This window comes from Pectobacterium versatile (genome assembly GCF_003932035.1).
GTDB lineage: Bacteria > Pseudomonadota > Gammaproteobacteria > Enterobacterales > Enterobacteriaceae > Pectobacterium > Pectobacterium versatile.
The window spans coordinates 4,679,799-4,706,035 of record NZ_CP034276.1 but is presented as its reverse complement, the minus strand read 5'-3'; the positions used below and the strand labels follow the sequence as shown (position 1 = coordinate 4,706,035).

Annotated in this window: 22 protein-coding genes, 2 tRNA genes, 1 rRNA gene and 1 riboswitch; of the genes, 17 read left to right on the top strand and 8 right to left on the bottom strand. The window is 53.8% G+C overall.

Annotated elements, in window-relative coordinates:
* Window positions 1–31: 31 nt before the first annotated feature.
* The 6 genes from EIP93_RS21325 to metJ all read right to left on the bottom strand — a co-directional run bounded on the left by EIP93_RS21325 (window position 32) and on the right by metJ (window position 4,066).
* Window positions 32–442 (bottom strand): type II toxin-antitoxin system HicB family antitoxin, encoded by a 411-nt coding sequence (locus EIP93_RS21325; RefSeq protein WP_103862293.1) that lies wholly within the window; start codon window positions 440–442, stop codon window positions 32–34.
* 27 nt (window positions 443–469) lie between these two features.
* Window positions 470–649: a type II toxin-antitoxin system HicA family toxin gene (locus EIP93_RS21320; protein ID WP_103862292.1), complete on the bottom strand. Its 180-nt coding sequence runs from the start codon at window positions 647–649 to the stop codon at window positions 470–472.
* 99 nt (window positions 650–748) lie between these two features.
* Window positions 749–1,759: a FecCD family ABC transporter permease gene (locus tag EIP93_RS21315; RefSeq protein ID WP_107333586.1), complete on the bottom strand. Its 1,011-nt coding sequence runs from the start codon at window positions 1,757–1,759 to the stop codon at window positions 749–751.
* The gene (locus EIP93_RS21310; protein ID WP_103862290.1) at window positions 1,756–2,718 is read right to left on the bottom strand and encodes an ABC transporter substrate-binding protein; all 963 of its coding nucleotides are present in this window, start codon (window positions 2,716–2,718) and stop codon (window positions 1,756–1,758) included. The genes EIP93_RS21315 and EIP93_RS21310 overlap by 4 nt, the downstream gene beginning before the upstream one ends.
* A gap of 9 nt (window positions 2,719–2,727) precedes the next feature.
* Window positions 2,728–3,525, bottom strand: a complete 798-nt coding sequence (locus EIP93_RS21305) for an ABC transporter ATP-binding protein (RefSeq protein WP_125233239.1) — start codon at window positions 3,523–3,525, stop codon at window positions 2,728–2,730.
* Window positions 3,526–3,748: 223 nt separating this feature from the next.
* The gene (gene metJ, locus EIP93_RS21300) at window positions 3,749–4,066 is read right to left on the bottom strand and encodes a met regulon transcriptional regulator MetJ (protein WP_005973355.1); all 318 of its coding nucleotides are present in this window, start codon (window positions 4,064–4,066) and stop codon (window positions 3,749–3,751) included.
* A gap of 187 nt (window positions 4,067–4,253) precedes the next feature.
* Between metJ and metB the strand changes: the two genes are divergently transcribed.
* The 10 genes from metB to oxyR all read left to right on the top strand — a co-directional run bounded on the left by metB (window position 4,254) and on the right by oxyR (window position 16,968).
* Complete coding sequence (gene metB, locus EIP93_RS21295; RefSeq protein ID WP_010299271.1) at window positions 4,254–5,414, top strand: cystathionine gamma-synthase; 1,161 nt, start codon at window positions 4,254–4,256, stop codon at window positions 5,412–5,414.
* Between the two features lie 2 nt (window positions 5,415–5,416).
* Complete coding sequence (locus tag EIP93_RS21290; protein WP_125233238.1) at window positions 5,417–7,852, top strand: bifunctional aspartate kinase/homoserine dehydrogenase II; 2,436 nt, start codon at window positions 5,417–5,419, stop codon at window positions 7,850–7,852.
* Between the two features lie 218 nt (window positions 7,853–8,070).
* The gene (locus EIP93_RS21285) at window positions 8,071–9,237 is read left to right on the top strand and encodes an ABC transporter ATP-binding protein (RefSeq protein ID WP_103971391.1); all 1,167 of its coding nucleotides are present in this window, start codon (window positions 8,071–8,073) and stop codon (window positions 9,235–9,237) included.
* 22 nt (window positions 9,238–9,259) lie between these two features.
* Window positions 9,260–10,393: an extracellular solute-binding protein gene (locus tag EIP93_RS21280; RefSeq protein WP_109226201.1), complete on the top strand. Its 1,134-nt coding sequence runs from the start codon at window positions 9,260–9,262 to the stop codon at window positions 10,391–10,393.
* Window positions 10,394–10,464: 71 nt separating this feature from the next.
* Window positions 10,465–11,304, top strand: coding sequence for an ABC transporter permease (locus EIP93_RS21275; protein ID WP_125233237.1), 840 nt, complete (start codon window positions 10,465–10,467; stop codon window positions 11,302–11,304).
* Window positions 11,301–12,107 (top strand): ABC transporter permease, encoded by an 807-nt coding sequence (locus tag EIP93_RS21270; protein ID WP_039281140.1) that lies wholly within the window; start codon window positions 11,301–11,303, stop codon window positions 12,105–12,107. Before EIP93_RS21275 ends, EIP93_RS21270 begins: the two co-directional genes overlap by 4 nt.
* Window positions 12,104–13,108 (top strand): LacI family DNA-binding transcriptional regulator, encoded by a 1,005-nt coding sequence (locus EIP93_RS21265; protein WP_109226202.1) that lies wholly within the window; start codon window positions 12,104–12,106, stop codon window positions 13,106–13,108. The genes EIP93_RS21270 and EIP93_RS21265 overlap by 4 nt, the downstream gene beginning before the upstream one ends.
* A gap of 47 nt (window positions 13,109–13,155) precedes the next feature.
* Window positions 13,156–13,917 carry a phosphodiesterase gene (locus EIP93_RS21260; RefSeq protein WP_109226203.1) on the top strand — a complete coding sequence of 254 codons (762 nt, stop codon included), beginning with the start codon at window positions 13,156–13,158 and terminating at the stop codon, window positions 13,915–13,917.
* 490 nt (window positions 13,918–14,407) lie between these two features.
* A complete protein-coding gene (metF, locus tag EIP93_RS21255) occupies window positions 14,408–15,304 on the top strand; it encodes a methylenetetrahydrofolate reductase (RefSeq protein ID WP_103943600.1) in 897 nt (298 codons plus the stop codon).
* 755 nt (window positions 15,305–16,059) lie between these two features.
* The gene (gene oxyR, locus EIP93_RS21250) at window positions 16,060–16,968 is read left to right on the top strand and encodes a DNA-binding transcriptional regulator OxyR (protein ID WP_010308165.1); all 909 of its coding nucleotides are present in this window, start codon (window positions 16,060–16,062) and stop codon (window positions 16,966–16,968) included.
* Here the strand turns inward: oxyR and sthA are convergent.
* Window positions 16,960–18,366 (bottom strand): Si-specific NAD(P)(+) transhydrogenase, encoded by a 1,407-nt coding sequence (gene sthA / locus EIP93_RS21245; protein ID WP_103862284.1) that lies wholly within the window; start codon window positions 18,364–18,366, stop codon window positions 16,960–16,962. The two genes, oxyR and sthA, sit on opposite strands and share 9 nt — an antisense overlap.
* Before the next feature lie 212 nt (window positions 18,367–18,578).
* Here sthA and fabR point away from each other — a divergent pair, with 212 nt between their 5' ends.
* Both fabR and EIP93_RS21235 read left to right on the top strand, forming a co-directional pair.
* Window positions 18,579–19,208, top strand: coding sequence for an HTH-type transcriptional repressor FabR (gene fabR, locus EIP93_RS21240; protein ID WP_010308157.1), 630 nt, complete (start codon window positions 18,579–18,581; stop codon window positions 19,206–19,208).
* A 35-nt stretch (window positions 19,209–19,243) separates the two neighbouring features.
* Window positions 19,244–19,630 (top strand): YijD family membrane protein, encoded by a 387-nt coding sequence (locus EIP93_RS21235; protein WP_125233236.1) that lies wholly within the window; start codon window positions 19,244–19,246, stop codon window positions 19,628–19,630.
* A 40-nt stretch (window positions 19,631–19,670) separates the two neighbouring features.
* Here the strand turns inward: EIP93_RS21235 and trmA are convergent, their stop codons facing one another.
* Window positions 19,671–20,774 carry a tRNA (uridine(54)-C5)-methyltransferase TrmA gene (gene trmA / locus EIP93_RS21230; protein ID WP_125233235.1) on the bottom strand — a complete coding sequence of 368 codons (1,104 nt, stop codon included), beginning with the start codon at window positions 20,772–20,774 and terminating at the stop codon, window positions 19,671–19,673.
* 133 nt (window positions 20,775–20,907) lie between these two features.
* Window positions 20,908–21,132, top strand: a riboswitch (cobalamin riboswitch).
* Between the two features lie 66 nt (window positions 21,133–21,198).
* Between trmA and btuB the strand changes: the two genes are divergently transcribed.
* From btuB to EIP93_RS21205, 5 genes are all read left to right on the top strand, one after another.
* Window positions 21,199–23,076 carry a TonB-dependent vitamin B12 receptor BtuB gene (gene btuB, locus EIP93_RS21225; RefSeq protein WP_125233234.1) on the top strand — a complete coding sequence of 626 codons (1,878 nt, stop codon included), beginning with the start codon at window positions 21,199–21,201 and terminating at the stop codon, window positions 23,074–23,076.
* A complete protein-coding gene (gene murI / locus EIP93_RS21220) occupies window positions 23,021–23,881 on the top strand; it encodes a glutamate racemase (RefSeq protein ID WP_103862281.1) in 861 nt (286 codons plus the stop codon). Before btuB ends, murI begins: the two co-directional genes overlap by 56 nt.
* A gap of 377 nt (window positions 23,882–24,258) precedes the next feature.
* Window positions 24,259–25,800: ribosomal RNA gene (locus EIP93_RS21215) — 16S ribosomal RNA — on the top strand.
* A 73-nt stretch (window positions 25,801–25,873) separates the two neighbouring features.
* Window positions 25,874–25,950 (top strand) — tRNA-Ile (locus EIP93_RS21210).
* Window positions 25,951–25,992: 42 nt separating this feature from the next.
* Window positions 25,993–26,068 (top strand) — tRNA-Ala (locus EIP93_RS21205).
* Window positions 26,069–26,237: the final 169 nt, after the last annotated feature.

Below are 26,237 nucleotides of genomic sequence, written 5' to 3'. Positions count from 1 at the left end.
GCCTTTGTTGTTTCTGGCGGCTCAGCATTGTTCATCGGGAAGACGAGATTCGTTCTAATGCCGCCTGTGCGAGAAAACCCGAACGACTTTTAAATTCTGGGTTACTCGCCACGCAACGATCAATGCGGTCAATCAGCGACTTAGGCAGCGTGACGTTAATTTTTTCTGAACCGCCCATTAAACGCGTCACATCAATATCAACAACCGCCCACGTGTACCCAGCGTATTCTGCGTTTTTTGCTAGTTGGCCTACTGACGACACGGTGGGAATATCCTGGCCCATTTCGACCAACAGTCCGATATGTCCGGTAATCGCCTCTTTAGCATTCGCGATGGCATCGTCTAGCGTATCGCCTGCAGAAAAACAACCCGGTAGATCTGGCACGGTTACACCGTATGCGTGGGTCTCGTCGCCTGCTTCAATTGCAATAGGATAAAACATAATTAAGCCTCTTCGAGTCAGCGATGATCATACTCCTGCCTGTTTCCTGATGCTTTTTACCGTGCCTATCGGTAAATCCTTCTTCGGGTGGGGGATTGTGACTAACCCCGGTTTGCTGGGGTGCATAAAATGGTGGTGGCTTCCGTTCACTCTTATCAGTTCCCACCCATCGGCCTTGATTTCTGCTATTAACGTCCTGCTATCCATCCCTGCACCCCGTAGCCCTTTACTACGATAACGATAACCCCAATAACTCCATCTGGCAATATTTTGGGGTTATTGGAGTTATTTTTAAACCTGCATTTTTCATCCCTGCTGGCGTTTTACCAGCATCCCCAGAACGAAGATGCCGCCCAATCCCGCTGTAATAATCCCGATGGGTAATTCCTGGGGTGCCAGCAACTGTCGGCTGAGCCAATCGCCGCCGCACAGCAGTATCGCGCCCAGTATGGCGGTCAGCGGCAGCAGCTTCTTGTGCAGTACGCCGCTCAACGGGCGAGCCAGATGGGGAATCATCAGGCCGATAAAACCGATCACGCCGGTCAGCGCGACTAACAGCGACGTGGCGAACGCGCAGCAGATAAAAATTTCCACCCGTACGCGGGACAGATTAACGCCCATTGAGGCCGCCGTTTGTCCGCCCGCCAGCAGAGCGTCGAGCGCCCGCCAGCGCAGAGCGGTGAGGCCGAATAGCAGCAGGACGCTGAACACCGCGAACGGTAACGTATCCCAACGGGCAAGACCCAGCCCGCCCAGTGACCAGAAAAGAATCGAGCTGGCGGCCCGCTGATCGCCGGAAAATACCAGATAGTTCGTCAGGGCACCGAACAGAAACGAGATCGCCAATCCGCAGATGATCAGTCGCTCTGCACCCCGCGACTGTTGCAGCAGGAACAACACCGTCACGGCGACGGCCGATAAAATGCCGCCACAGAAGGCCGCCATCGGCAGCGCCCAGTCACCGAGTTGCTCGCCAAAGCGGGTGATGACGGCGACCGCACCTGCCGAGGCACCCGCAGACAGGCCGAATAGAAAAGGGTCGGCCAGATCGTTGCGGGTTGCCGTTTGCAAAAAGGCACCGACCATCGCTAAACCCGCACCGCACAACGCTGCCAGCAGGCTGCGGGGAATGCGCAGCTCCAGAATGATGCGTGACGTCATCGGCGAAACGTCTGCCGACGATAGCCCCAATACGCTGGCGACCTGCGTAAGGGGAATCGTCGTGCTGCCTGTCGCAATATTTAACAGCATCAGCCCAACCAATATCAGCAGCGCGATAACGACGGTAGCGGCATAACGTGAAGACGTTGGGTTCACTTAAAGGCATCCGGGTAGAGTGCACGTGCCAGTTTATCAATAGCGGCGATATTCGCGGGTCCCGGCGTAAGTTCTGCATATTGCAGTTTCAGATAGCGATGCTGCTGTACGGCTGGGGTAAATTTCATTAGCGGATGTGATTCCAGAAAGCGCCTTAACGCATCCGCCCCGTTGCCCGTCTGGTAATCCAGCAAAATAATAAAGTCGGGCTCGCGGGCCGCCACGCTTTCCCACGAGGTGGAAGCCCAGCTCGTTTCCATATTGTCCATCACGTTCTTGCCGCCCGCAGCCTCAATGACGGCGGTTGGCATGGCGAATTTCCCGCTGGTAAAGGGCTTATCGTCGCCAGAGTCATACAGAAAAACTTTCTGCTTTGGCTGATTGCCAATATGGGTTTGCAGTTCGGCAATCTGCTGTTTCCAGCCGTCAATCTGTTCCTGAGCCTGTTCCTGCTTACCAAAAATTTTCCCCAGTTTCAGCATGTCGCCGTAGAGCAGATCCATGCTGGCACGTGGACGCTGTTGCTGTTGATCGGTGAACACACAGCTTTCACTGAGTACCAGCGTCTGAATGCCGTATTTTTTCAGCGATTGTGGGGTGACTTCGCCGCCCACTTTCATGCCGTAGTTCCACCCAGCAAAGAAGAAATCCGGGTGTACGGCCAGCAGGTTTTCTAACGTCGGGTATTTTGCTGCCAGTTCAGGGATCGTGCCCTGTTGCTTGATAAAGTCTGGGGGCGCCTTATACCAGCCGGTGATCCCGGTCAGCCCGACGATATTTTTTTGCAGCCCAAGCGCAAACGCCATTTCCGTCATGTTCAGGTCATGAATAACGGCTCGCTGCGGCGGCTGGGTGAAGGTTAGCGGTTGCCCACAGCTGTCGACCGTGATCGGAAAACCAGAAGCGTGTGCCCAGCACGACGTCAATGCCAGCAGTCCAGACAGAAGCGTTATTTTCATCATGGTTCCTTAGTGCAGTTCAGGGGCTTCAAAGATGCGAATGGGCGAGCCGTTTAGCGGATGCGGCACCGTAAAGCTTTCCATCCCAAATACGGATTTCACACAGTCGGCGCTCAGTGCGTGTGCGGGCGTTCCCCAGCGGAGTAGCGTTCCCTGTTGCAAAACGGCGACGCGGTCGGCAAAGGGGGTGATCAGTGGCAGATCGTGCAGCACCGCCAGCGTTGAAATACCGCGTTTCCGCACGAGAGACAACAACTGCGCACGCGCTAACGGATCGAGATGGTTAGTCGGTTCATCCAGCAGCAGGAGCTGCGGCGTTTGTGCAAAAGCACGCGCCAGTGCCGCGCGTTGACGTTCCCCGCCGGAGAGTGTGCCCAGCAGGTGGTGGCGCAGTGGTAATAAGCCAGTATCGTCCAACGCTTCCTCAATGAGCTGGCGATCCTGCGCAGGTGTGCTGAACCCGTGGTGTGGAATTCGTCCTAAGGCGACGTATTCCGCGACCCGCAAGCGCAGATCCGGTGCATCGTTCTGCGCCAGAATTGCGATGCGCTTTGCTCGTTCATGGCGGCTGAGTGTGTTCAATGGCTGACCGTTCAACTGGATGTACCCCGTTGTCGCGCCGAGTTCGCTGGTTAACACGCGTAACAGCGTGGACTTGCCACTGCCGTTGGGCCCAACCAGCGCCAAACGCTCTCCAGCCTGCATGGACAGCGAAATATCACTGAGCCTAGGCGTGCGATTGGCATCGGCAACGGAAACATGGTGAAGCTGTAGCAGCACGGGTTTCGTGGAGAGAAGCTCTGTCATGATGCGGGCATATCACCGTTATACGTCAAAAATGATATGTTATAACATAACAAATTAAATGCAATCCCGATTCACAACGTGAGCGGAAAAGAGAGGAAGAAGCGCGAGCAGCGAGGTTGAGGTTCAGGTTAATGAGGAGTGATGTGTTGAGCGGGATTCTCTGCATAGCAAAACCCCGCCAGAGGAGGCGGGGTTAGCAAGAAAATCGATAGTGCAAACGCGATCAGTATTCCCACGTATCTGGGTCGATACCCATTTCACGCATGATGATTTTCGCGGCTTCAGGAATTTCATCGCTGCGTTCTTTACGCAGGTCTTCGTCATTCGGCAACGGTTGTCCCGTGAACGCGTGCAGAAACGCCTCGCACAGCAGCTCGCTGTTGGTGGCATGGCGCAGGTTGTTCACCTGACGACGCGTGCGTTCGTCAGTCAGTATCTTTAATACTTTCAGTGGGATAGATACTGTTATCTTCTTGACTTGCTCGCTTTTTTTACCGTGTTCAGCGTAAGGGCTGACATACTCGCCGTTCCACTCAGCCATGGGATACCTTAAAAATTAATCTAATGAAGACAGCATCTGTCATGAAATGCCACAATTCTAGCGGTTATTATGCTTATGCTCAATCTATACGCAAAGAAGTTTAGATGTCTAGATGTGTTGACGTCCATTAAAACTGCGTTTACTCTTAAGTTCCTATCTTTTCAGCCTCCAGCCAGGAAATGAGCCGATGACGCGTAAACAGGCAACGATCGCAGTCCGCAGTGGGTTAAATGATGATGAGCAGTATGGCTGCGTCGTCCCCCCCATTCACCTTTCCAGCACGTATAACTTTACCGGATTCAACCAGCCACGCGTACACGACTATTCGCGTCGCGGTAACCCCACGCGTGATGTCGTGCAGCGTGCGCTTGCCGAACTGGAAGGCGGTGCGGGTGCGGTAATGACGAGCAGCGGAATGTCGGCGATTATGCTGGTTTGCACGGTATTCCTGCGTCCCGGCGATCTGCTGGTGGCACCGCATGATTGCTACGGCGGCAGTTATCGTCTGTTTGACAGTCTGAGCAAGCGTGGCGCGTTTCGCGTCAAATTTGTCGATCAAAGTGATACCGATGCGCTCAACGCGGCGCTGGCAGAAAAGCCGAAGCTGGTGCTGGTGGAAAGCCCGAGCAATCCGCTGCTGCGCGTTGTGGATATTGCCGCGATTTGTCAGGCTGCGCGGGAAGCTGGCGCGGTCAGCGTAGTGGATAACACCTTCCTGAGCCCGGCGCTGCAGAAGCCACTGGAACTGGGGGCCGATCTGGTGGTGCATTCGTGTACCAAGTACCTGAATGGTCACTCTGACGTGGTGGCGGGTGCGGTGATCGCCAAAGATGCCGATACCATCACTGAACTGGCCTGGTGGGCGAACAACATCGGCGTTACGGGCGCGGCGTTTGACAGCTATCTGTTGCTACGTGGCCTGCGTACCTTATCGCCACGTATGGCAGCCGCGCAGCGTAATGCGCAACAAGTGGTTGAGTTCTTACAGACGCAGCCGTTGGTGAAGGCGCTGTACCATCCTTCACTGCCGAACAATCCCGGTCATGATATTGCCCGCCGTCAACAATCCGGCTTTGGCGCTATGCTAAGTTTTGAGCTGGATGGGGATGAAGACACCTTGCGGCGTTTTCTGGCGTCGCTGGAATTGTTCACGCTGGCAGAATCGCTGGGCGGCGTTGAAAGCCTCATCTCTCATGCGGCAACGATGACGCATGCCGGTATGGCGCCAGAAGCGCGTGCCGCAGCGGGTATCTCTGAAACATTACTGCGTATTTCCACCGGCATTGAAGACGGCGATGATCTGGTTGCCGATCTGGATCGTGCGTTTCAAGCCGCTGCCAAGAGGTAAGAATGAGTGCATTAGGAGTAGCGCCATCGGTAACGGGCCGACAGCTGCATAAGTTTGGCGGTAGCAGTCTGGCCGATGTGAAGTGTTACCTGCGCGTAGCCGGTATTATGGCTGAGTATAGCCACCCCGGTGATTTGATGGTGGTGTCTGCCGCTGGCAGTACCACAAACCAGCTGATTAGCTGGTTGAAACTGAGCCAAAGCGATCGTCTGTCGGCACATCAGGTTCAGCAGGCATTACGCCGCTACCACAGTGAACTGATTGCCGGGCTTCTGCCTGCGCAAGAGGCAGAAGCGCTGACCGCTCAGTTTATTCGCGATCTGGAGCGTTTGGCTGCGCTGCTGGATGGCAAGATGACGGATGCCGTCTACGCCGAAGTGGTCGGGCACGGTGAAATCTGGTCGGCTCGCCTGATGTCCGCTGTGCTTAATCACCGGGATATGAATGCAGTGTGGCTGGATGCGCGTGATTTTCTCTGTGCGGAGCGTGCCGCGCAGCCGCAGGTTGATGAAGGCCGTTCCTGGCCGCTGTTGCAGCAATATCTGACGCAACACACAGGGCAGCGCTTAGTGGTAACCGGTTTTATCAGCCGCAATGACGCGGGTGAAACGGTGCTGCTGGGGCGCAACGGGAGTGACTATTCCGCCACACAAATTGGTGCGTTGGCGGGCGTTGAGCGCGTGACCATCTGGAGCGACGTCGCCGGAGTGTATAGCGCTGACCCGCGCAAAGTGAAAGATGCCTGCCTGCTGCCGCTGCTGCGTCTGGATGAAGCCAGCGAACTGGCACGTCTGGCCGCACCGGTATTACATACGCGTACCTTACAGCCTGTTTCCGGTAGCGATATCGATTTGCAACTGCGTTGCAGCTATCAGCCTGAGCAGGGGTCGACGCGTATTGAACGCGTGTTGGCCTCGGGTACGGGTGCCAAAATTGTCACCAGCCACGACGATGTCTGCCTGATTGAAGTTCAGGTTCCTTCCGAACACGATTTCGCGCTGCTGCAAAAAGAAGTCGAACAGCTTCTGAACCGTGCACAGTTGAAACCGCTGGCGATCGGCGTTCATCAGGATCGTAACCTGCTGCAACTGTGCTACACCTCCGAGGTGGTGGATAGCGCGCTGCAACTGCTGGCACAGGCTGCGTTACCCGTTGAGCTCAATCAGCGTGACGGATTGGCGATGGTCGCGATGGTCGGTGCAGGCGTGGGTAAAAATCCGCTGCACAGTCACCGTTTCTATCAGCAGTTGAAAGATCAGCCGATTGAATTTGTCCGCCAGGCCGATGATGGCATCAGTCTGGTTGCTGTACTGCGCGTTGGTCCGACGGAGCATTTGATTCGTGGGTTGCACCATTCACTGTTCCGGGCAGAAAAACGTATTGGGTTAGTGCTGTTTGGCAAAGGGAATATTGGTTCACGCTGGCTGGAGCTGTTTGCGCGTGAGCAGAGCAATCTGTCTGCACGTACCGGTTTTGAGTTTGTACTGGCCGGTGTGGTGGACAGTACGCGCAGCCTGTTGAACTATGACGGACTGGATGCCAGCCGTGCGTTGGCGTTCTTCGAAAGTGAAGCGCAAGAGCGGGATGGCGAAGATCTGTTCCTGTGGATGCGTTCGCATCCCTTCGATGATTTGGTGGTGCTGGACGTCACCGCCAGTGAGTCGGTCGCCGATCTGTATCTGGACTTCGCCAGCTATGGTTTCCATGTCATCAGCGCCAATAAATTGGCGGGTGCATCAGGCGGCAATAACTATCGCCAGATCCGCGACGCGTTCGCGAAAACGGATCGTCACTGGTTGTATAACGCGACCGTCGGCGCAGGGTTGCCAGTCAACTTTGCGGTACGCGATCTGCGGGAAAGTGGCGACAGTATTCTGGCGATTAGCGGGATTTTCTCCGGTACGCTTTCCTGGCTGTTCTTGCAGTTTGACGGCACCGTGCCGTTCACTGAACTGGTCGATCAGGCTTGCCAACAGGGACTGACCGAGCCGGATCCGCGTGTTGACCTCTCAGGTCAGGACGTTATGCGCAAGCTGGTGATTCTGGCGCGTGAGGCTGGCTATGATATCGAACCGAGTCAGGTTCGGGTTGAGTCGCTGGTGCCGCCGGGCTGTGAACAGGGATCAGTCGATTACTTCTTTGAAAACGGCGATTCGCTGAACGAACAGATGCTGCAACGTCTGGAAGCCGCACAGGAAATGGGCTTGGTTCTGCGTCACGTCGCGCGCTTTGACAGCAACGGTAAAGCGCGCGTGGGCGTTGAAGCGGTTCGCCCCGATCATCCGCTGGCCTCGCTGCTGCCGGGTGATAACGTGTTTGCGATCGAAAGCCGCTGGTATCGGGATAACCCGCTGGTTATCCGTGGGCCAGGTGCGGGGCGCGATGTCACGGCGGGTGCGCTTCAATCTGACCTAAACCGTCTGGCACAGTTGTTGTAGAACCTGCTGTAGTCGCGACATTATTGTTGGCCGTCTCCGTGCATTAGGAGATGGCCAATACTCAAGAGACCCATTCCCTCGTTTCCCTTCTCGCTAAAAAATCCCCACCGCTATCTTCCCGTCAGTCGTGTCATTGAAATGTCACGGTGGCAACACGCCACTGACACGATGTCACCGCACAATCAGCGCATTGTTTGATTATCGTGGAATGCACAGCTGTGCAAAAAACAACTTCCTCTGCGGCAGCCCCGCACATTGTCATCGACCATCTACATGTTGGATACGGCACGACAGCCGTCTTGAACGATATCCATCTGGAGATTGCACAGGGCGAATTCGTGGCGTTGCTCGGTTCGTCAGGGTGCGGCAAGACGACGTTACTGCGTACGGTTGCTGGCTTCTCGTCACCGCGTGCGGGGGCGATTCGCGTTAACGGACAGGACATGACGCAAGCGCCGCCAGAGAAACGCGGAATGGCGCTGGTGTTTCAGAGCTATGCGCTGTGGCCGCACATGACGGTGGCGCAGCATATTGCTTACGGACTGCGTTTGCGCCGCGTCCCACGTGCGGAAATTGCCAGCCGTGTAGCTGAACTGGAAACCATGCTCGGTTTAACGGGCCTGAGTGCTCGTAAGCCAGCGGAACTGTCCGGTGGACAGCGGCAGCGCGTCGCCTTGGGTCGTGCGCTGGCGGTACGGCCCGATATTCTGCTGCTGGACGAACCGCTCTCCAATCTGGATACCCGTATTCGCCTACAGCTACGTGATGAGATCCGTGCGCTGCAACAGCGGCTGGGGCTGACGGCGATCCACGTGACGCACGATCGGGAAGAAGCGATGGTGATGGCGGATCGTATCGTGATTTTGAATCAGGGTCGCATCATGCAGGCGGGTAGCCCGCAAGAGGTGTACCACCATCCGGCCAGCGCGTTTGTCGCAGCGTTTATGGGCGCGGAAAATCGGCTTGTGCTGGAAGCTCGTTATGACGGCGATACGCTGATGATTCCCGGTGATGCCGAGAGCCATTCACTGGTACCTGAGAATACGTCGCTACCGCCCGGCCCGATAGAAGCGCGCTTTCGTGCGGAAGCCGCTCGTCTTTACGATCCGGCAGAGGTTCCGCTCATCCAGCCCGGCATGCTGATGCGCTACGGCACGGTACAGGCACAGAGCTACCCCGGCGGATACTGGCAGCATACGATTTCCAGCGGCACTTGGCGGATACAGGTTCATGCGTCGCATCCCTATGCCATCGGGCAGCGGGTTGCCGTGCAGATCCCTGCCGAGGCGCTGTTTCTTTTCCCGCTGGCAGAAGAGGCTATGCCTTTGACGGCGGTACCGGATACCACTTCACGTTATTCCTCGCTTCCCGGCCTGACGGCCTGATCCTGAATTGGAGACAACTGATATGAAAAGCATTTTTGCTGCAACGCTGATGATGAGTACGCCGCTGGCAGCGGTACAGGCACAGGAATTAACGGTGTTGACGGCGGGTGACCAGAACATGGTCGACTATGTGAATGAATACTTAGGGCCGCTGTTTGAAAAGCAGCATCCCGGCGTAAAAGTACGCGCCGTCGGTACTGGGCCTGGTGATGCGGGGTCGCAGAAGATTCTTGAGCGTTTTAATGCACAACAGGCCGCCGGTGCCAAAGTCTGGGACACCGATGTGGCGGTTGTGCATGAGAAGTTTGTCGGTCCGATGGTGCAAAAGGGCGACCTGCTGAAATATCGCGATGATATCGCCAGCGGCAAGCTGGTCAGCATGGCTGCTGCGGATAAAGCCATGGGTACAGACGTGAAAGGCTATGTCATGCCGATGTTCAGTAGCCAGACGGCGCTGGCCTATAACCCCAGCATGGTAGCGAATCCACCTAAAAGCTATGACGAAATCCAACAGTGGGCAGCCGCGAATCCGAAGATGTTCGGCTACAACGGCATTAAGGGCGGCGCATCGGGCGTGAGCTTCGTCATGGGCTGGATTTACGCTTACGGCGGCGATGCCCAGAAACTGATGAACGGACCGTTTGATGAGGCGGAAGCGAAGAAATGGCAACCCGCGTTTGAACGCCTGAAAGCCTTTAACAAGAACGTGACGCTGACGCCCGGCAACGCTGGCACGCTCGACATGCTGAGCCGCGGTGAAATCGCTATGGGGCCGGTGTGGGTCGATATGTTCTATTCCTGGAAAGCGAGTGGACAGCTGCCGGACAATTTCAAGTTGCTGCTTCCTGCGCCCGGTATGCCGGGGCAGCCGATGCACTATGTCATCCCCGCGCAGGCACCGAACCGCGAACTGGCTAAACAGTTTGTCGAATTGGCAACCAGCGCCAAAGTGCAGGCCGAAGGGATCGTGGAACGCTTTAACTGGTATCCGGGGATCGATGCCAAGTACGTTCAGGCTGAGCTGAAGCCCGCCGTCTGGCAACGCCTGTTCACGGATGTGACGCCTGATGAACTGGCGAGCAAAGGGAAGACATTCCCTATCGCGCCTTATCACACCGCGATTTTAAACGCCTACGAGCAGGCGATGGCAAAATAGTGCCGCTGGCTTAGATACCCCTTAGCATCACATGCGCTCTGGTGGGATGAAGCCAGAGCGCGGAGACATTCATGTTGCAAGTATCCCAATTCTCTTCCCGACTGGCGGGTATCGCGCTTGTGCTACCCGCGCTGGCGGTGGTGGCTGTCTGTTTTATCACGCCGCTGGGGCTGTCTGTTGGGGGCGCTTTTGTCAGTCAGAATGGCGTGGGCATTGATAATTTTGTCACGGCATTGACGCTGTATCTGTCCGATATCCTGTTTACCTTACTGATTGTGAGCCTCGCGACGCTACTGATCGGACTGCTGTCCGTCATGATCGGCGGCTACCTGACGCTGGGGGAAAGCCCGCGCATGGTGGCGCTGCTGCGCTGGGTCTATCGCTGGCCGCTGTTTATCCCGTTTATCGTGACCGGGCAAATTTTACGCACGTTTCTGGCCAAGAACGGCTGGCTGAATGGCGCGCTGGATACGCTTGGCATTGTCGATCTCGCCAGCGCCAGCAACTGGCTAGACTGGCGCGGCATCGTGTTCGCTTTCGTCTGGAAACAGACGCCGTTTGTGGCATTGCTGGTTGCAGGCGCGATGGCGTCGCTGGATCGCACGATGATAGAGTCCGCCCGTAATTTAGGCGCATCTCGCCTGCGTATCCTGTGTGAAATTGTGGTGCCTCAGGTTGGGCAAACGCTGCTCACCGGACTCATTCTCTCTTTCGTCACCATGATGTCGGTGCTGTCCGTACCGATGATGATCAATGCCCAGTCGCCGACGATGCTCACCGCCAACATTGCCTTCCGCATTAACGCCTACGGCGATTACGGCGTCGCGAATGCGTTGGGGGTGATTTCCCTGCTGATGACCGGCCTGTTTGCCGTGATTTATCTCCGCTTGAACATGAGGGAGAAAGCATGAAGAACGTACTGTGGTGGATCCCGAGAATGCTGATTCTGGGGACGCTGATCTTCTTGATCTTTGGGCCATTGGCTAACCTCCTGCTGTGGTCGGTAGCGGAGAAATGGTTCTATCCTCACCTGCTGCCCAATGATTGGGGCTTCGCCTTCTGGAAGCGGGTGTTTTCGCCGCGCGGTGTGGCTTGGGAAGCGTTAGGAAATAGCGTGCTGGTGGCGGTGTTCACCGTGCTGGCCTCGTTGTCTCTGGCGATTCCGGCGGGATATGCACTGGCGCGTCTGCCGCTGCCTGCTCGTGGATTGATACTGCTGGTATTCCTGATCCCGCAGGCGTTCCCGAATTTGACGGTGTACGTCAACATTGCCCGCCTGTTCTATCAGTGGGGGCTGAACGGCACGTTGCTGGGTGTCGTGCTGGTTCACACGGTTCACGGGCTGGTGTTTGCGGTCTGGATTGCCTCAGCGGCGTTCTCGGCGGTAGGGCGTGAAATGGAGCAGGCGGCGCGTTCAATTGGTGCCGGGCCGTGGCGTGCTTTTGTCGATATCACCTTGCCGCTGGCTATGCCGGGGCTGATGGCATCGGCCATCTTCGTCTTCCTCGAATCGCTGGATGAGTTTACTGGCAGCTACTTTGTGGGGGCTCCGGATGTGCAGATGATGCCGCTGCTGCTCTATACCGCAGGGGCGGGCGGTAACTATCAGATCGCTTCCATTACTGCGCTGGTGCTGCTGATTCCTTCCGTGCTGTTCATGCTGGTGGTGGAGCGTTTCTTGAAGGCCGACGTAATGGCAAGGATAGGGAAATGACGGTGGGTAAACCGGGTTACGTCAGCGCACAGGATGTTGCGCGTCGGGCTGGTGTATCGCGCTCGGCGGTGTCCCGCAGTTTTACTCCCGGCGCCAGCGTGTCGGCTGCTACCTATGCCAAAGTGATGACGGCAGCGCAAGAGCTGGGGTATCAGGTTAACGATCTGGCGCGCGGCCTGCTGGCGAACAGCAGTCGTCTGGTTGGGCTGGTGGTGACGCACCCCGAGGTCGGGTTTCGCGCCAATTTGGTCGCAGAGCTGTCGCAGGCGTTAATTCAACGCGGTTCGATTCCCGTGCTCATCAATACCGGCCATGTGCGGGAAGCGATGGCCGCTGCGCGCTCCATCCTGTTTGGTCACCGTGCGGAAGCGACGATTGTGCTTTCCGGCTCGCCGCCAAAAGAATTTGTCGAACTGGCGCAGCTAAATGGCCAGCCGCTGATTGTTATTGGGCGGCACGAACCTGCGTGTGACAGCGTACACATCGATAATGACACCGCCGCCCGTATGGCCGCGCGGCTGTTTGCCTCGTCGGGCAGAACGCGTCTGGCTTTGGCCGGAGCGGCGTCGGCAACGCCCAATATTATTGAACGCGAGCAGGCGTTTTGTGAGGAGGCTCGCGCGTTAGGACTACCCGTGGCCGTAGTGCGCGGCACTGATACAGATTATGACGATGGGTTGGCGGTGGGGCAGACGCTGTTTTCGCTCCCAGAAGGTGTCAGACCAGATGCGGTGTTCTGCGTTAACGATTTGGTCGCGTTCGGCGTGATCGATCGTGCAAAGCAGTGTGGGCTTGCCGTTCCGCAGGATCTTATGGTCATCGGGTTTGATGATATTCCTGCCGCGGGGTGGGATGCCTATGCGTTGACGACGTTTCGTCAGGATCCCGCAACGATGGCGGCTCAGGCACTGGCGTTGCTCGATCGACGCCAGTCTCAGGTACAAGAACCCGCGTGTCGAGCGAAAGTGGCTGCACCGCTCATCCGCCGCCAGTCGGCATAACGGTATTGGCAGGCGATAGCGCGCCGATAGTGAAACCGAGGATACATATGAAACTGATTCAACTTTCCGACCTCCATCTGACCGCACAAGGCGGTAATTTGCATGGTCGCGATCCCGAACAGCAACTGAAAGCGGCGATTGCCGATATCAACGCACACCATCGCGATGCCGATCTGGTGGTCATCTCCGGCGATCTGTCCGATGACGGCAGTGCGGAATCCTATGCGTTTCTGGCCTCGGCGCTGGCTGAACTACAGCTTCCCTGGCGTGTGACGATGGGAAATCACGACGACCGGGAGACGTTTTTGGCCCAGTTCCCGACGCTGGTGGATGAAAACGGGTTTGTGCAGAGCGTGACAGCAGTTGGGGAGGATTGCGTCATTCTGCTGGACTCGTTGCAGGCTGGTGAGGTGGCCGGAACGCTGTGTTCAGTGCGGCTAGCGTGGCTGGAACAGCAGCTTCATGCTACGGAAGGAAAGAACGTGTTCCTGTTCCTACATCACCCTCCGATGGCGATCGGGCTTCCGGCGCTGGATAACGTTCGATTGGCTCCCGAAGCGGCAGAGGCGCTATATCATGTGTGCCACCGCTTCGGTAATGTGCGGCATATTTCTGCGGGGCACGTGCATCGGCCTGCCAGCGGCGGCTGGCGAGGAATATCATTCAGCACGGTACGCGGCACAAACCATCAGTCCGCCCTGCGTTTCGCTCCGGGATTTGAAACCAGTCTGGAAGCCCCACAGTACGCTATTTTTCTGACGACAGAAGAAGGGCATACCGTACATTTTCACGATTTCCCCTGTGGCTGATGGCGTGTTCCTTATCGTTTAATCATATTTTTATGCAGTCTGAGTGAAGGTTTTGCTGTTATCCGGCGTAAAAAATTATGCTGAGGAGATAGCTGGATTAGGATGAGCCGCAGGTCGCAAGCGGTCCGTAAAGCCAGATACCGACGAAGGCACCGCGTCAGCGGCATAATTCCCGCCGAAAGCCTGGGGTCACGGGGCGAGCGGCGTCTGAGCCGCCCCGTGTCGGGCGTGTGCGACGAAGTAGCATGGAATAGCAATATTGTGACGCACGAAACCGTCTCCGCATCTACATAACAATGTGACGAAGAGGCAGCACTTTTGCTGGAAACCCATCATGAACTTTTTTCATTTACCGTGAGCAATCATCACGGCTTGTCATGCTGAAAAACGTTGACTCTTTAAGCAGATTACGTCATTTTCTATATAGACGTCTAAACGTATAGACGTGTATCGAATGATAATAACAGTCACGGTCAACGGGGTAGCAGGTATGAGCTTTTTTCACGCAAACCAGCGGGAAGCGCTGAATCAAAGTCTGGCGGAATTGCAGGGACGAATTAATGTGTCATTTGAATTTTTCCCGCCACGTACCAGCGATATGGAAGAAACCCTGTGGAGCTCTATCGATCGACTGAGCAGCCTGAAGCCCAAGTTTGTTTCCGTGACTTACGGGGCGAATTCTGGCGAGCGTGACCGTACTCACAGCATTATCAAAACGATTAAAGAGCGTACCGGTCTGGAAGCGGCACCTCACCTGACCTGCATCGATGCTTCACGCGAACAGCTACGTGAAATCGCTCAGGATTACTGGGAGAGTGGTATCCGCCATATTGTCGCGCTGCGCGGCGACTTGCCTCAAGAAGGCGGCAAACCGGACATGTACGCGGCGGATCTGGTTTCGCTGCTGAAAGAGGTCGGTGATTTCGATATTTCCGTTGCCGCCTATCCTGAAGTACACCCTGAAGCGAAAAGCGCGCAGGCTGACCTGATTAACCTGAAACACAAGATTGATGCCGGCGCGAATCGCGCTATCACACAGTTCTTTTTCGACGTAGAAAGCTATTTGCGGTTCCGTGACCGCTGCGTGGCAACGGGCATCGATGTAGAAATTGTGCCGGGCATTCTGCCAGTATCGAACTTCAAACAGTTGCAGAAATTTGCCACGATGACCAACGTCCGTGTGCCGAACTGGATGACGACCATGTTTGACGGCCTGGATAACGATCCAGAAACCCGCAAAATGGTGGGGGCGTCTATCGCCATGGATATGGTGAAAATTCTCAGCCGCGAAGGCGTAAAAGATTTCCATTTCTATACGCTGAACCGCGCGGAGCTGAGCTATGCGATTTGCCATACGCTGGGCGTCCGCCCTGATGTAGCACGCTGAGGCGACGCGCAAGATTTCAGGAAGAAAGAGGCCGCAACGCGGTGACGAAGAGTAACGGTATTGGAATGCCTTTCAACGTCACTTACGGCGGCTCTGAAAAGGAGGAGTCTCAGGGATGAGATTCCTATTCACGCGGTTAGACCGATTGCTACTGACCGATTCAATGATTATCCCCAGCGCCTGTTTTTATCTCTTATCCCGTTTTTATCGCTAGTAGTCTCTATAAATAATCGTTTCTATCACTCATAACAGTACGATGACCGCTCGGCGGCGTTATGACCACTTCCCTGACTATTCGAATCCTCTATTTCTCTCTGCCTATTCCCACCGTTAATGGCTTTGCCTGCTGGTCAGATTTCCCGGTGTCGAGCGCGGGAGTATCGTTGGCCGACACACACAAAATGCTGTCGCTGCCAAATCGCTTGAAGAGGTTAGTCTGCTTGTTATAGCGTGGCTGAAGCCCAGTAGGTATACCCGTCATACTTCAAGTTGCATGTGCGTTGGCTGCGTTCGTTCACCCGAATCACTTACTTGAGTAAGCTCATCGGGATTCTCTCTCTTGCCGCCTTCCTGCAGCTCGAATTATTTAGGGTATATACCCGTGGTACCGAAATCGTAAAAATATTGTTTTATTCCTGTAGAAATAAATAGATACGCTTTGGTGGGATATATTATTCATTTTGGATGTTGATAGGGATTATCGTTCATTGATATCCTATCTATCGCTGTTAGCTATCATGATAAGGAGAATAATAATGAATATTCGGGACTTAGAGTATCTTGTCGCGCTGGCAGAACATCGTCACTTTCGGCGTGCGGCAGATTCCTGCCATGTGAGTCAGCCAACACTCAGTGGACAGATTCGTAAACTGGAAGATGAACTCGGCGTGATGCTGCTGGAACGAACCAGTCGCAAGGTCTTGTTTACGCAGGCTGGGCTGCTGCTGGTCGAGCAGGCACGAACGGTATTACGCGAGGTCAAAGTATTAAAAGAGATGGCGAGCCAGCAGGGCGAAACCATGTCTGGGCCACTGCATATCGGCCTGATCCCCACTGTAGGGCCTTATCTGCTGCCGCAAATCATTCCGATGCTGCATCGCACGTTCCCCAAACTCGAAATGTACCTGCACGAAGCGCAAACCCATCAACTGCTGGCCCAGTTGGACAGCGGCAAACTGGACTGCGCCATTCTGGCGATGGTGAAAGAGTCCGAAGCCTTTATCGAAGTTCCTCTGTTTGATGAGCCGATGAAGCTGGCGATTTATCAGGATCACCCTTGGGCGAACCGCGAACGCGTGGCAATGTCCGATCTGGCGGGCGAAAAACTGTTGATGCTGGAAGACGGCCACTGTCTGCGCGATCAGGCGATGGGCTTCTGTTTTCAGGCGGGGGCGGATGAAGATACGCATTTCCGGGCGACCAGTCTGGAGACGCTGCGCAACATGGTCGCAGCCGGAAGCGGTATTACGCTGCTGCCAGCATTGTCTGTTCCGCGCGAACGCGAACGCGATGGCGTCTGCTATTTGCCGTGCTATAAACCGGAGCCCAAGCGCACTATCGCGCTGGTGTACCGCCCTGGTTCACCGCTGCGCGGACGCTATGAGCAACTTGCTGATACCATCCGCGAGCATATGCAGGGCTATATGGAAACCCTGTCAAAATAAGCGGTTAAGCCCGTTTAGCGCCGCTACGCGGTACGCTTCTGCCATGGTTGGATAGTTGAAGGTGGTATTAACGAAATATTCGATAGTATTACCTTCACCTTTCTGTTCCATGATGGCCTGCCCGATGTGGATAATCTCAGCGGCGCGCTCACCAAAGCAGTGAATACCCAGAATCTGTTTCGTTTCGCGGTGAAACAGAATCTTTAAACTCCCCACATTCATCCCAACAATCTGCGCCCGTGCCAGATGTTTAAACTGTGCCCGCCCGACTTCGTAAGGCACCTTCATCGCGGTGAGCTCTTGCTCGGTTTTCCCCACGGAGCTGATTTCCGGGATGGTATAAATACCGGTCGGGATATCTTCGATCAGATGCGCGCTGGCATCGCCTTTGATAATCGCCTGTGCGGCAAGCCTACCCTGATCGTACGCCGCCGATGCCAGGCTTGGATAGCCAATGACATCGCCGATGGCATAAATATGCGCCAGCGCCGTCTGGTACATGCTGTTGACCTTGAGCTGCCCGCGGCTGTCGGTGCTCAGGCCGATATTCTCCAGCCCCAGCGTTTCCGTGTTCCCCGTGCGCCCGTTGGCATAGAGCAGACAATCTGCCTTCATCTTTTTGCCTGATTTCAGATTGACGATAACGCCGTCAGCCAGCCCTTCAATACTTTCGAATTCTTCGTTGTGACGAATCACCACGCCGTTGTTCCAGAAATGGTAGGACAGGGCATCCGACATTTCCTGATCGAGAAAGGCCAACAGCCTGTCGCGGGTGTTGACTAAATCGACCTTCACGCTCAGGCCGCGAAAGATAGAGGCATATTCGCAGCCGATAACGCCTGCACCATAGATGATGACGTGTTGAGGCTCGTGGTCGAGTTGCAGAATCGAGTCGCTGTCATAAATGCGTGGGTGGTTGAAATCGACGTCTGCCGGATGATACGGACGTGAACCGGTCGCAATGATGATATTCGCGGCGGTTAGCGTCTCATGGGTATTGTCTGGGTAGTGAACGGCAATCGTGTGTGCATCGATAAAGCTGGCTTCACCGGAAAACAGCTCGCACTGATTACGCTCATAAAATCCTTGTCGCATACGAGTTTGCTGACCAATGACGCTGTCGGCGTGGCGCAGGATGTCGGAAAATGAGGAGCGAATGATGCGGGAGTTGTCACTGTAGAGGGGGTTTTGATTGAACTCGATAATACGGCTGACCGCGTGGCGGAGGGCTTTGGAAGGAATCGTACCCCAGTGGGTACAGCCGCCGCCGACATTGTAGTGACGTTCAATCACCGCAATTTTGGCCCCGTGCTTGGCCAATCCCATTGCTGCACCTTCACCGCCGGGCCCGGAACCAATAACGATGGCATCGTAATCGAATTGATGTTCTAGAGTCATGGTAGGTTAAACCTGTTTTTATACAAAATAATAACGTGGCCTTAACATCGTGCGATTGTAGCATCGACTGCGGAAGAACCCAATCATCCCTGCCTTTACTATGGAAACAGATTCTCACATTCTTAATATGGCAAACTTTGTCTCATTCTGCGGACAATAAAGTTTGCTATAGTGCCTCTCTGGAAAAGGGAGTAGATCATTTGGGCAGCATAATGGGTGTCAGAGCACAACAAAAAGAACGGACTCGTCGTTCCCTTATTGAAGCTGCATTTAGCCAGTTAAGCGCTGAGCGCAGCTTTGCCAGCCTGAGCCTGCGTGAAGTTGCCCGCGAGGCGGGTATCGCGCCGACCTCTTTCTATCGTCATTTTCGTGACGTAGATGAGCTGGGGCTGACAATGGTCGACGAAAGCGGGCTGATGCTGCGCCAGTTAATGCGGCAGGCTCGGCAACGTATCGCCAAAACCGGTAGCGTAATCAGGACATCGGTTTCCACCTTCATGGAATTTATCGGCAATAATCCTAATGCGTTCCGGCTGTTGCTGCGTGAGCGCTCAGGTACGTCGGCGGCGTTCCGTGCGGCGGTCGCGCGGGAAATTCAGCATTTTATCGCTGAACTGGCGGATTATCTTGAGGTGGAAAACCATATTCCCCGCAGTTTCGCGGAAGCGCAGTCGGAAGCGATGGTGACCATTGTTTTCAGCGCGGGGGCCGAAGCTCTGGATGTTTCCTTGGAACAGCGTAAACAGCTGGAAGAGCGGCTAGTACTGCAACTGCGGATGATCGCCAAAGGTGCTTATTACTGGTACAGAAAAGAACACGATAGTAGCTTTACCGTGCCATAAATCCTCTATACCAACAACATGAAAAGGGAGAAACCATGACAGACAAACCTCATCAAGAAAAAGGTACGCTGGTTCTGGCGTTGATTGTGGGTTTATCCGTAAACGGCGCATTTGCCGCCCTGTTCAGTAGCATTGTTCCGTTCTCGATTTTTCCCCTGATTGCGCTGGTATTGTCTATTTACTGCCTGCATCAACGTTATTTGCACCACAGTATGCCGGAAGGCATTCCGATGCTGGCGGCGGCCAGTTTTCTGCTGGGATTACTGATTTACAGCGCCATCGTGCGCGTTGAATATCCCGCCATTGGATCGAACTTTATTCCTTCAATCCTGTGCGTGGTGTTGGTTTTCTGGATTGGCCTAAAGCTGCGCCGCAGAAAAGAGACGGATACCTTATCCGCAGACGAGAGCGAGACGCTGTAGCGGGTAGATGCTGGCGGGGCAACTCGCCAGATTGTGTGCATTACTGACGTTTTTCCAACAACACGCCACACTCCATATGGTGGGTGTAAGGGAATTGGTCGAACAGCGCCAGACGGCGAATGTCGTGGGTTTCCGATAGCGTTTGCAGGTTGTTGCTCAACGTTTCTGGGTTGCAGGAAATATAAAGAATGCGTGGATACGCCTGCACCAGTTTCACCGTTTCGTCATCCAGTCCGCTGCGCGGTGGGTCAACAAAAATGGTCTCGCACTGGTAGCTTGTCAGATCGATACCTTGTAAACGGTTAAACTGACGCACGCCCTGCATGGCCTGCGTAAACTCTTCTGCCGCCATGCGGATGATCTGCACGTTCTCTATCTGATTCGCTGCGATATTATATTGTGCCGCCGCGACGGATGGCTTGGCGATTTCGGTTGCCAGTACGCGTTCGAAATTTCTTGCCAGCGCGAGTGAAAAATTACCGTTACCACAATACAGTTCCAGCAAATCCCCTGTTGATCCCACTGTTGCATCCAGCGCCCACTCCAGCATCTGAATATTGATTGCAGCATTTGGCTGCGTGAAGCTGTTTTCTACCTGTCGGTAAATCATATCCCGCCCGGCAACCGGCAGGCATTCATCGACATAATCGCGATCGAGGCAGATTTTGGTTTTTGTCGCGCGGCCAATCAGCTGTAGACGGAACCCCTGCGCCGTCAGACTATCGCGTAGCGCGCGGGCATGTTCCTGCCACTCCTCGTTCAGTGCGCGGTGATACAGCAGCGAAACAATCACTTCGCCGCTCATGGTCGACAGATAATCTATCTGGAACAGTTTACGGCGCAGTACGGGGTCAGGCTGAATGGCGGCAAGCAGTTCCGGCATCAGGCGATTGATCAGTTCGCTGGCTACCGGAAAGCGATCGACCCGAATACGCTGTTTGGTTTGCTGGTCAAACATGATGTGATAAAGCTCGTCACCCTCGTGCCAGATACGGAATTCGGCACGCATCCGATAGTGGCTGACGGGAGAACGGAAGACGACAGGCTCCGGTGCATTGAAAGGTGCCATCATTCCACGCAGACGCTCGGTTTTCTCTGCAAGCTGGTCGTCGTATTGTTCGATGGGCAGGATTTCTGGCGTCATGGTTTTCTCGTCTAAACAGCGTCTAAAAGGGTGTTATTGGCCGGGAATTGTAGGGAATCCGGCCAGGAAGTCCAGTTTTGTTACGTTATTATCCTGTAGTGATATAGAAGTCTAGACTTCCACAATTCGCGATTGTAGGATGAGCGTCCGGCCTTGTATCACAAGTCAAAAGGGAATCCAGTGTAAATCTGGAGCTGACGCGCAGCGGTAAGGAAAGCCCCGGCGATAGCATTATTATGCAGACACTGTCTTTTATAGATGGGAAGTCATCGCTTTCGTTGTATCGCTTACCGTCGTTGACGGTTTGTGGTAACAATGGCATCCAAGCCCGAAGACCTGCCGGAATACGTCGCAATTGGTTCTGCATATCGCGTGCTATTAACAGAGCCTGCGGCATCCTTATTATTTCTCGGATGCTTTAACAATGATTAAAAAAGTTTCGCTGCTGACGGCGCTTTCCGTCACGGCATTTTCTGGCTGGGCGCAGGAAAACAGTTCATCTCCAAATTCGTCATCGGAAAAAAATACCGATGACGTAGTGGTAACCGCAAATCGTTTCGCACAGCCGGTTTCTTCTGTGCTGGCGCCCACGACTGTAGTCACAAGAGAAGAGATCGACCGCTGGCAGGCGAAAAGCGTTGCTGACGTAATGCGTCGTTTGCCGGGTGTGGATATTGAGCAGAGTGGTGGATTGGGACAACAGAGTACATTACGTATCAGAGGCTCTGAGAGCAGGCATGTTCTTATTTTGATGGACGGCATTCGTTTGAATCAAGCCGGTATTAGCGGCTCTTCTGACCTCAGCCAAATCCCTCTTTCTTTGGTACAAAAGGTTGAATATATCCGTGGTGCACGTTCTGCGGTCTATGGCTCTGATGCTATTGGTGGCGTGGTAAACATTATTACCACCAGAGAGAAAAATGGTACTACATTGGCTGCGGGTGTTGGTTCAAAAGGTTACCAAGCCTATGATCTGGCAACTCAACAGACTTTAGATAGCGGTACAACGGTCACGCTAGCGGGTAACTACGCCTACACTAAAGGGTTTGACATCGCCGCTGCTGATGCGCCGCGTCAGCCAGATCGTGATGGATTCATGAGCAAATCCATTTATGGTGCGGTGAAACAGCAGTTCAATGATGAGTTTAGCGGTTTTCTACGTGGCTATGGTTTTGATAATAGAACCAATTATGATGGCTATGACGCTCTTGATAACACGACCTGGGCTGTATTAGGTACACCGAGTATTCGACAGCTTTATAGTCAAACGTGGGATACAGGCCTGCAATTTAACCGAGATATTTATTCGAGCCAATTAGTCGCCAGTTATAGTCATACCAAGGATCTAAATTTTGATCCTGCTAAGGGACGTTATAGCCCCGCATCAACGTTGGACAATGTAAAGCAATATAATCTGCAATGGGGTAATACGCTTGCCGTTGGCGCAGGGAGTGCCAGTGCGGGTGTGGACTGGCAAAAACAGACATCACAGCCGGGTACAAATTACGTGATTGCTGGGCATGAGCAGCGTAACGTCGGTATCTACGCCACTGCCCAACAAAAAATAAGCAGTGTGACGCTAGAAGGTGCTGTTAGAGGCGATGACAATAATGTTTTTGGCTGGCATAACACTTGGCAATCGAGTGCTGCGTGGGAGTTTATTGAGGGGTACAGTATTTTTGCCTCTTATGGTACTGCTTATAAAGCACCGAACCTGAATCAGGTCTACAGCGAAAAGTACGGTAACCTCAATCTTAAGCCAGAAGAAAGTAAGCAGTGGGAAGGTGGTTTCGAAGGTTTGACAGGCCCGGTTAACTGGAGGCTGTCTGGCTATCGCAATGATATTGACAACCTCATCAACTTTGATCCAACAAATCGCTATAGCAACATCCAAAAAGCACGAATCAAAGGTGCCGAAGCAACGGCATCTTTCGATACTGGTCCTTTGTCTCATAAGGTTTCTTTTGATTATCTCGATCCGCGTAATAGCCAGACTAATAAAGTGTTATTGCGTCGCGCTAAACAGCAGGTCAAGTACCAGTTGGATTGGGATGTAGCCAATATTGATTGGTCGGTGACTTACCAGTATCTAGGCCAGCGTTATGACACGGATTACAACACTTTCCAGACTGTGAAGTTAGGCGGTGTAAGTCTGTGGGATCTCGCAGCCTCATATCCGATCACCTCTCATCTGACAGTTCGTGGTAGAATCGCCAACCTGTTTGATAAAGATTATGAGACGGCATATGGCTACCGCACGGCAGGGCGAGAATACTATCTCACAGGAAGCTATACCTTCTAACCTGCCATCCCGTCCTACGATTCTGGTCTTCGATTCCGGCGTAGGCGGGCTGTCTGTTTATGACGAAATCCGGCAGCTCTTGCCGGATCTTCACTATATATACGCATTCGATAATGAAGCGTTTCCCTATGGTGAGAAATCACAGCAGTTCATTATCGAGCGCGTGGTTGAGATTGTTAACGCAGTTCAACAACGCCATCAGCTTGCATTAGTTGTGATTGCCTGCAATACGGCGAGTACGATTTCCCTTCCTGCGCTACGTGAGCGCTTTACTTTCCCTGTCGTGGGCGTCGTCCCAGCGGTTAAACCGGCGGCTAAGCTGACACGCAACGGTGTTGTTGGCCTATTGGCGACTCGCGCAACGGTTCAACGCCCCTATACGCACGAACTGATTGCCCGTTTTGCGACGGATTGCCAGATTTTGTCATTGGGATCGTCAGAACTGGTCGAGTTAGCAGAATCGAAATTGCAGGGTGAGACGATCTCTATTTCTGAATTGCAAAAAATTCTGCGCCCTTGGCTGCGTTTACCGGAACCGCCAGATACGGTCGTGCTTGGGTGTACGCATTTTCCATTATTAGCAGAAGAACTGAAAATGGCTTTGCCAGATGGTACGCGTCTTGTGGATTCTGGCGCTGCTATAGCTAAAAGAACAGCATGGCTGATTGCTAATCTGGATAATCCCCCACTTTCGACAGATAAGAATCTGGTTTATTGCCTGGCGATTACGCCTAAAGTCGCTACGCTGTGGCCAATATTGCAGCGTTATGGCTTCGATTCGCTGGAAAAACTGCCACTTTCATAGCCTTGTGGGCAAATAGTAGACAAGCGATAACTTTTTTGCATTTAGCGCTTGTCAGCGTGCGAGAAGTCCCTATAATGCGCATCCACTGACACGGCAACAGCGACACGCGGTTGTGGTGACAGCAAAAAGATTCAACGAAGCAGTCAGTAATGACTTGACTTCACAGCGGAAAAGCATAGTATATGCAGCCCGCGCCACCGATGAAGTGGCACTGCTCTTTAACAATTTAATCAGACAATCTGTGTGGGCACTCACAAGACCGTATCTTAACGATATAAAAAAGTCTTGAAGAGTGAACAACAGTAAAATTCATTACGAATGAACAGTTACTAATTCTTTGAGCATCGCTGGCGAGTTCAGCAAATCAAACAAATCTTAAATTGAAGAGTTTGATCATGGCTCAGATTGAACGCTGGCGGCAGGCCTAACACATGCAAGTCGAGCGGTAGCACAGGAGAGCTTGCTCTCTGGGTGACGAGCGGCGGACGGGTGAGTAATGTCTGGGAAACTGCCTGATGGAGGGGGATAACTACTGGAAACGGTAGCTAATACCGCATAACCTCGCAAGAGCAAAGAGGGGGACCTTAGGGCCTCTCGCCATCAGATGTGCCCAGATGGGATTAGCTAGTAGGTGAGGTAATGGCTCACCTAGGCGACGATCCCTAGCTGGTCTGAGAGGATGACCAGCCACACTGGAACTGAGACACGGTCCAGACTCCTACGGGAGGCAGCAGTGGGGAATATTGCACAATGGGCGCAAGCCTGATGCAGCCATGCCGCGTGTGTGAAGAAGGCCTTCGGGTTGTAAAGCACTTTCAGCGAGGAGGAAGGCGGTAAGGTTAATAACCTTATCGATTGACGTTACTCGCAGAAGAAGCACCGGCTAACTCCGTGCCAGCAGCCGCGGTAATACGGAGGGTGCAAGCGTTAATCGGAATGACTGGGCGTAAAGCGCACGCAGGCGGTCTGTTAAGTTGGATGTGAAATCCCCGGGCTTAACCTGGGAACTGCATTCAAAACTGACAGGCTAGAGTCTTGTAGAGGGGGGTAGAATTCCAGGTGTAGCGGTGAAATGCGTAGAGATCTGGAGGAATACCGGTGGCGAAGGCGGCCCCCTGGACAAAGACTGACGCTCAGGTGCGAAAGCGTGGGGAGCAAACAGGATTAGATACCCTGGTAGTCCACGCTGTAAACGATGTCGATTTGGAGGTTGTGCCCTTGAGGCGTGGCTTCCGGAGCTAACGCGTTAAATCGACCGCCTGGGGAGTACGGCCGCAAGGTTAAAACTCAAATGAATTGACGGGGGCCCGCACAAGCGGTGGAGCATGTGGTTTAATTCGATGCAACGCGAAGAACCTTACCTACTCTTGACATCCAGAGAATTAGCTAGAGATAGCTGAGTGCCTTCGGGAACTCTGAGACAGGTGCTGCATGGCTGTCGTCAGCTCGTGTTGTGAAATGTTGGGTTAAGTCCCGCAACGAGCGCAACCCTTATCCTTTGTTGCCAGCGATTCGGTCGGGAACTCAAAGGAGACTGCCGGTGATAAACCGGAGGAAGGTGGGGATGACGTCAAGTCATCATGGCCCTTACGAGTAGGGCTACACACGTGCTACAATGGCGTATACAAAGAGAAGCGACCTCGCGAGAGCAAGCGGACCTCATAAAGTACGTCGTAGTCCGGATTGGAGTCTGCAACTCGACTCCATGAAGTCGGAATCGCTAGTAATCGTAGATCAGAATGCTACGGTGAATACGTTCCCGGGCCTTGTACACACCGCCCGTCACACCATGGGAGTGGGTTGCAAAAGAAGTAGGTAGCTTAACCTTCGGGAGGGCGCTTACCACTTTGTGATTCATGACTGGGGTGAAGTCGTAACAAGGTAACCGTAGGGGAACCTGCGGTTGGATCACCTCCTTACCAAGAAGATGTGTGTTAAGTGAAGTGCTCACACAGATTGTCTGATGAAAATAACGAGCAGAAATACCTTAATAGGCTTGTAGCTCAGGTGGTTAGAGCGCACCCCTGATAAGGGTGAGGTCGGTGGTTCAAGTCCACTCAGGCCTACCAACTCTTCCATGAGTGGTATCTAAGGTATCTGTAAGCAACGATGGGGTTATAGCTCAGCTGGGAGAGCGCCTGCCTTGCACGCAGGAGGTCTGCGGTTCGATCCCGCATAGCTCCACCATCACTACTCGCTATATAGAAAACTTCAGAGTGTACCTGTTTGGGTACACTGCGAAGTTTTGCTCTTTAACAATCTGGAACAAGCTGAAAATTGAAACATGACAGCTGAACATGCATTGATACCTGCGGGTATGAATGGTGTATCAGTGCGTCAATGAGTCTCTCAAATA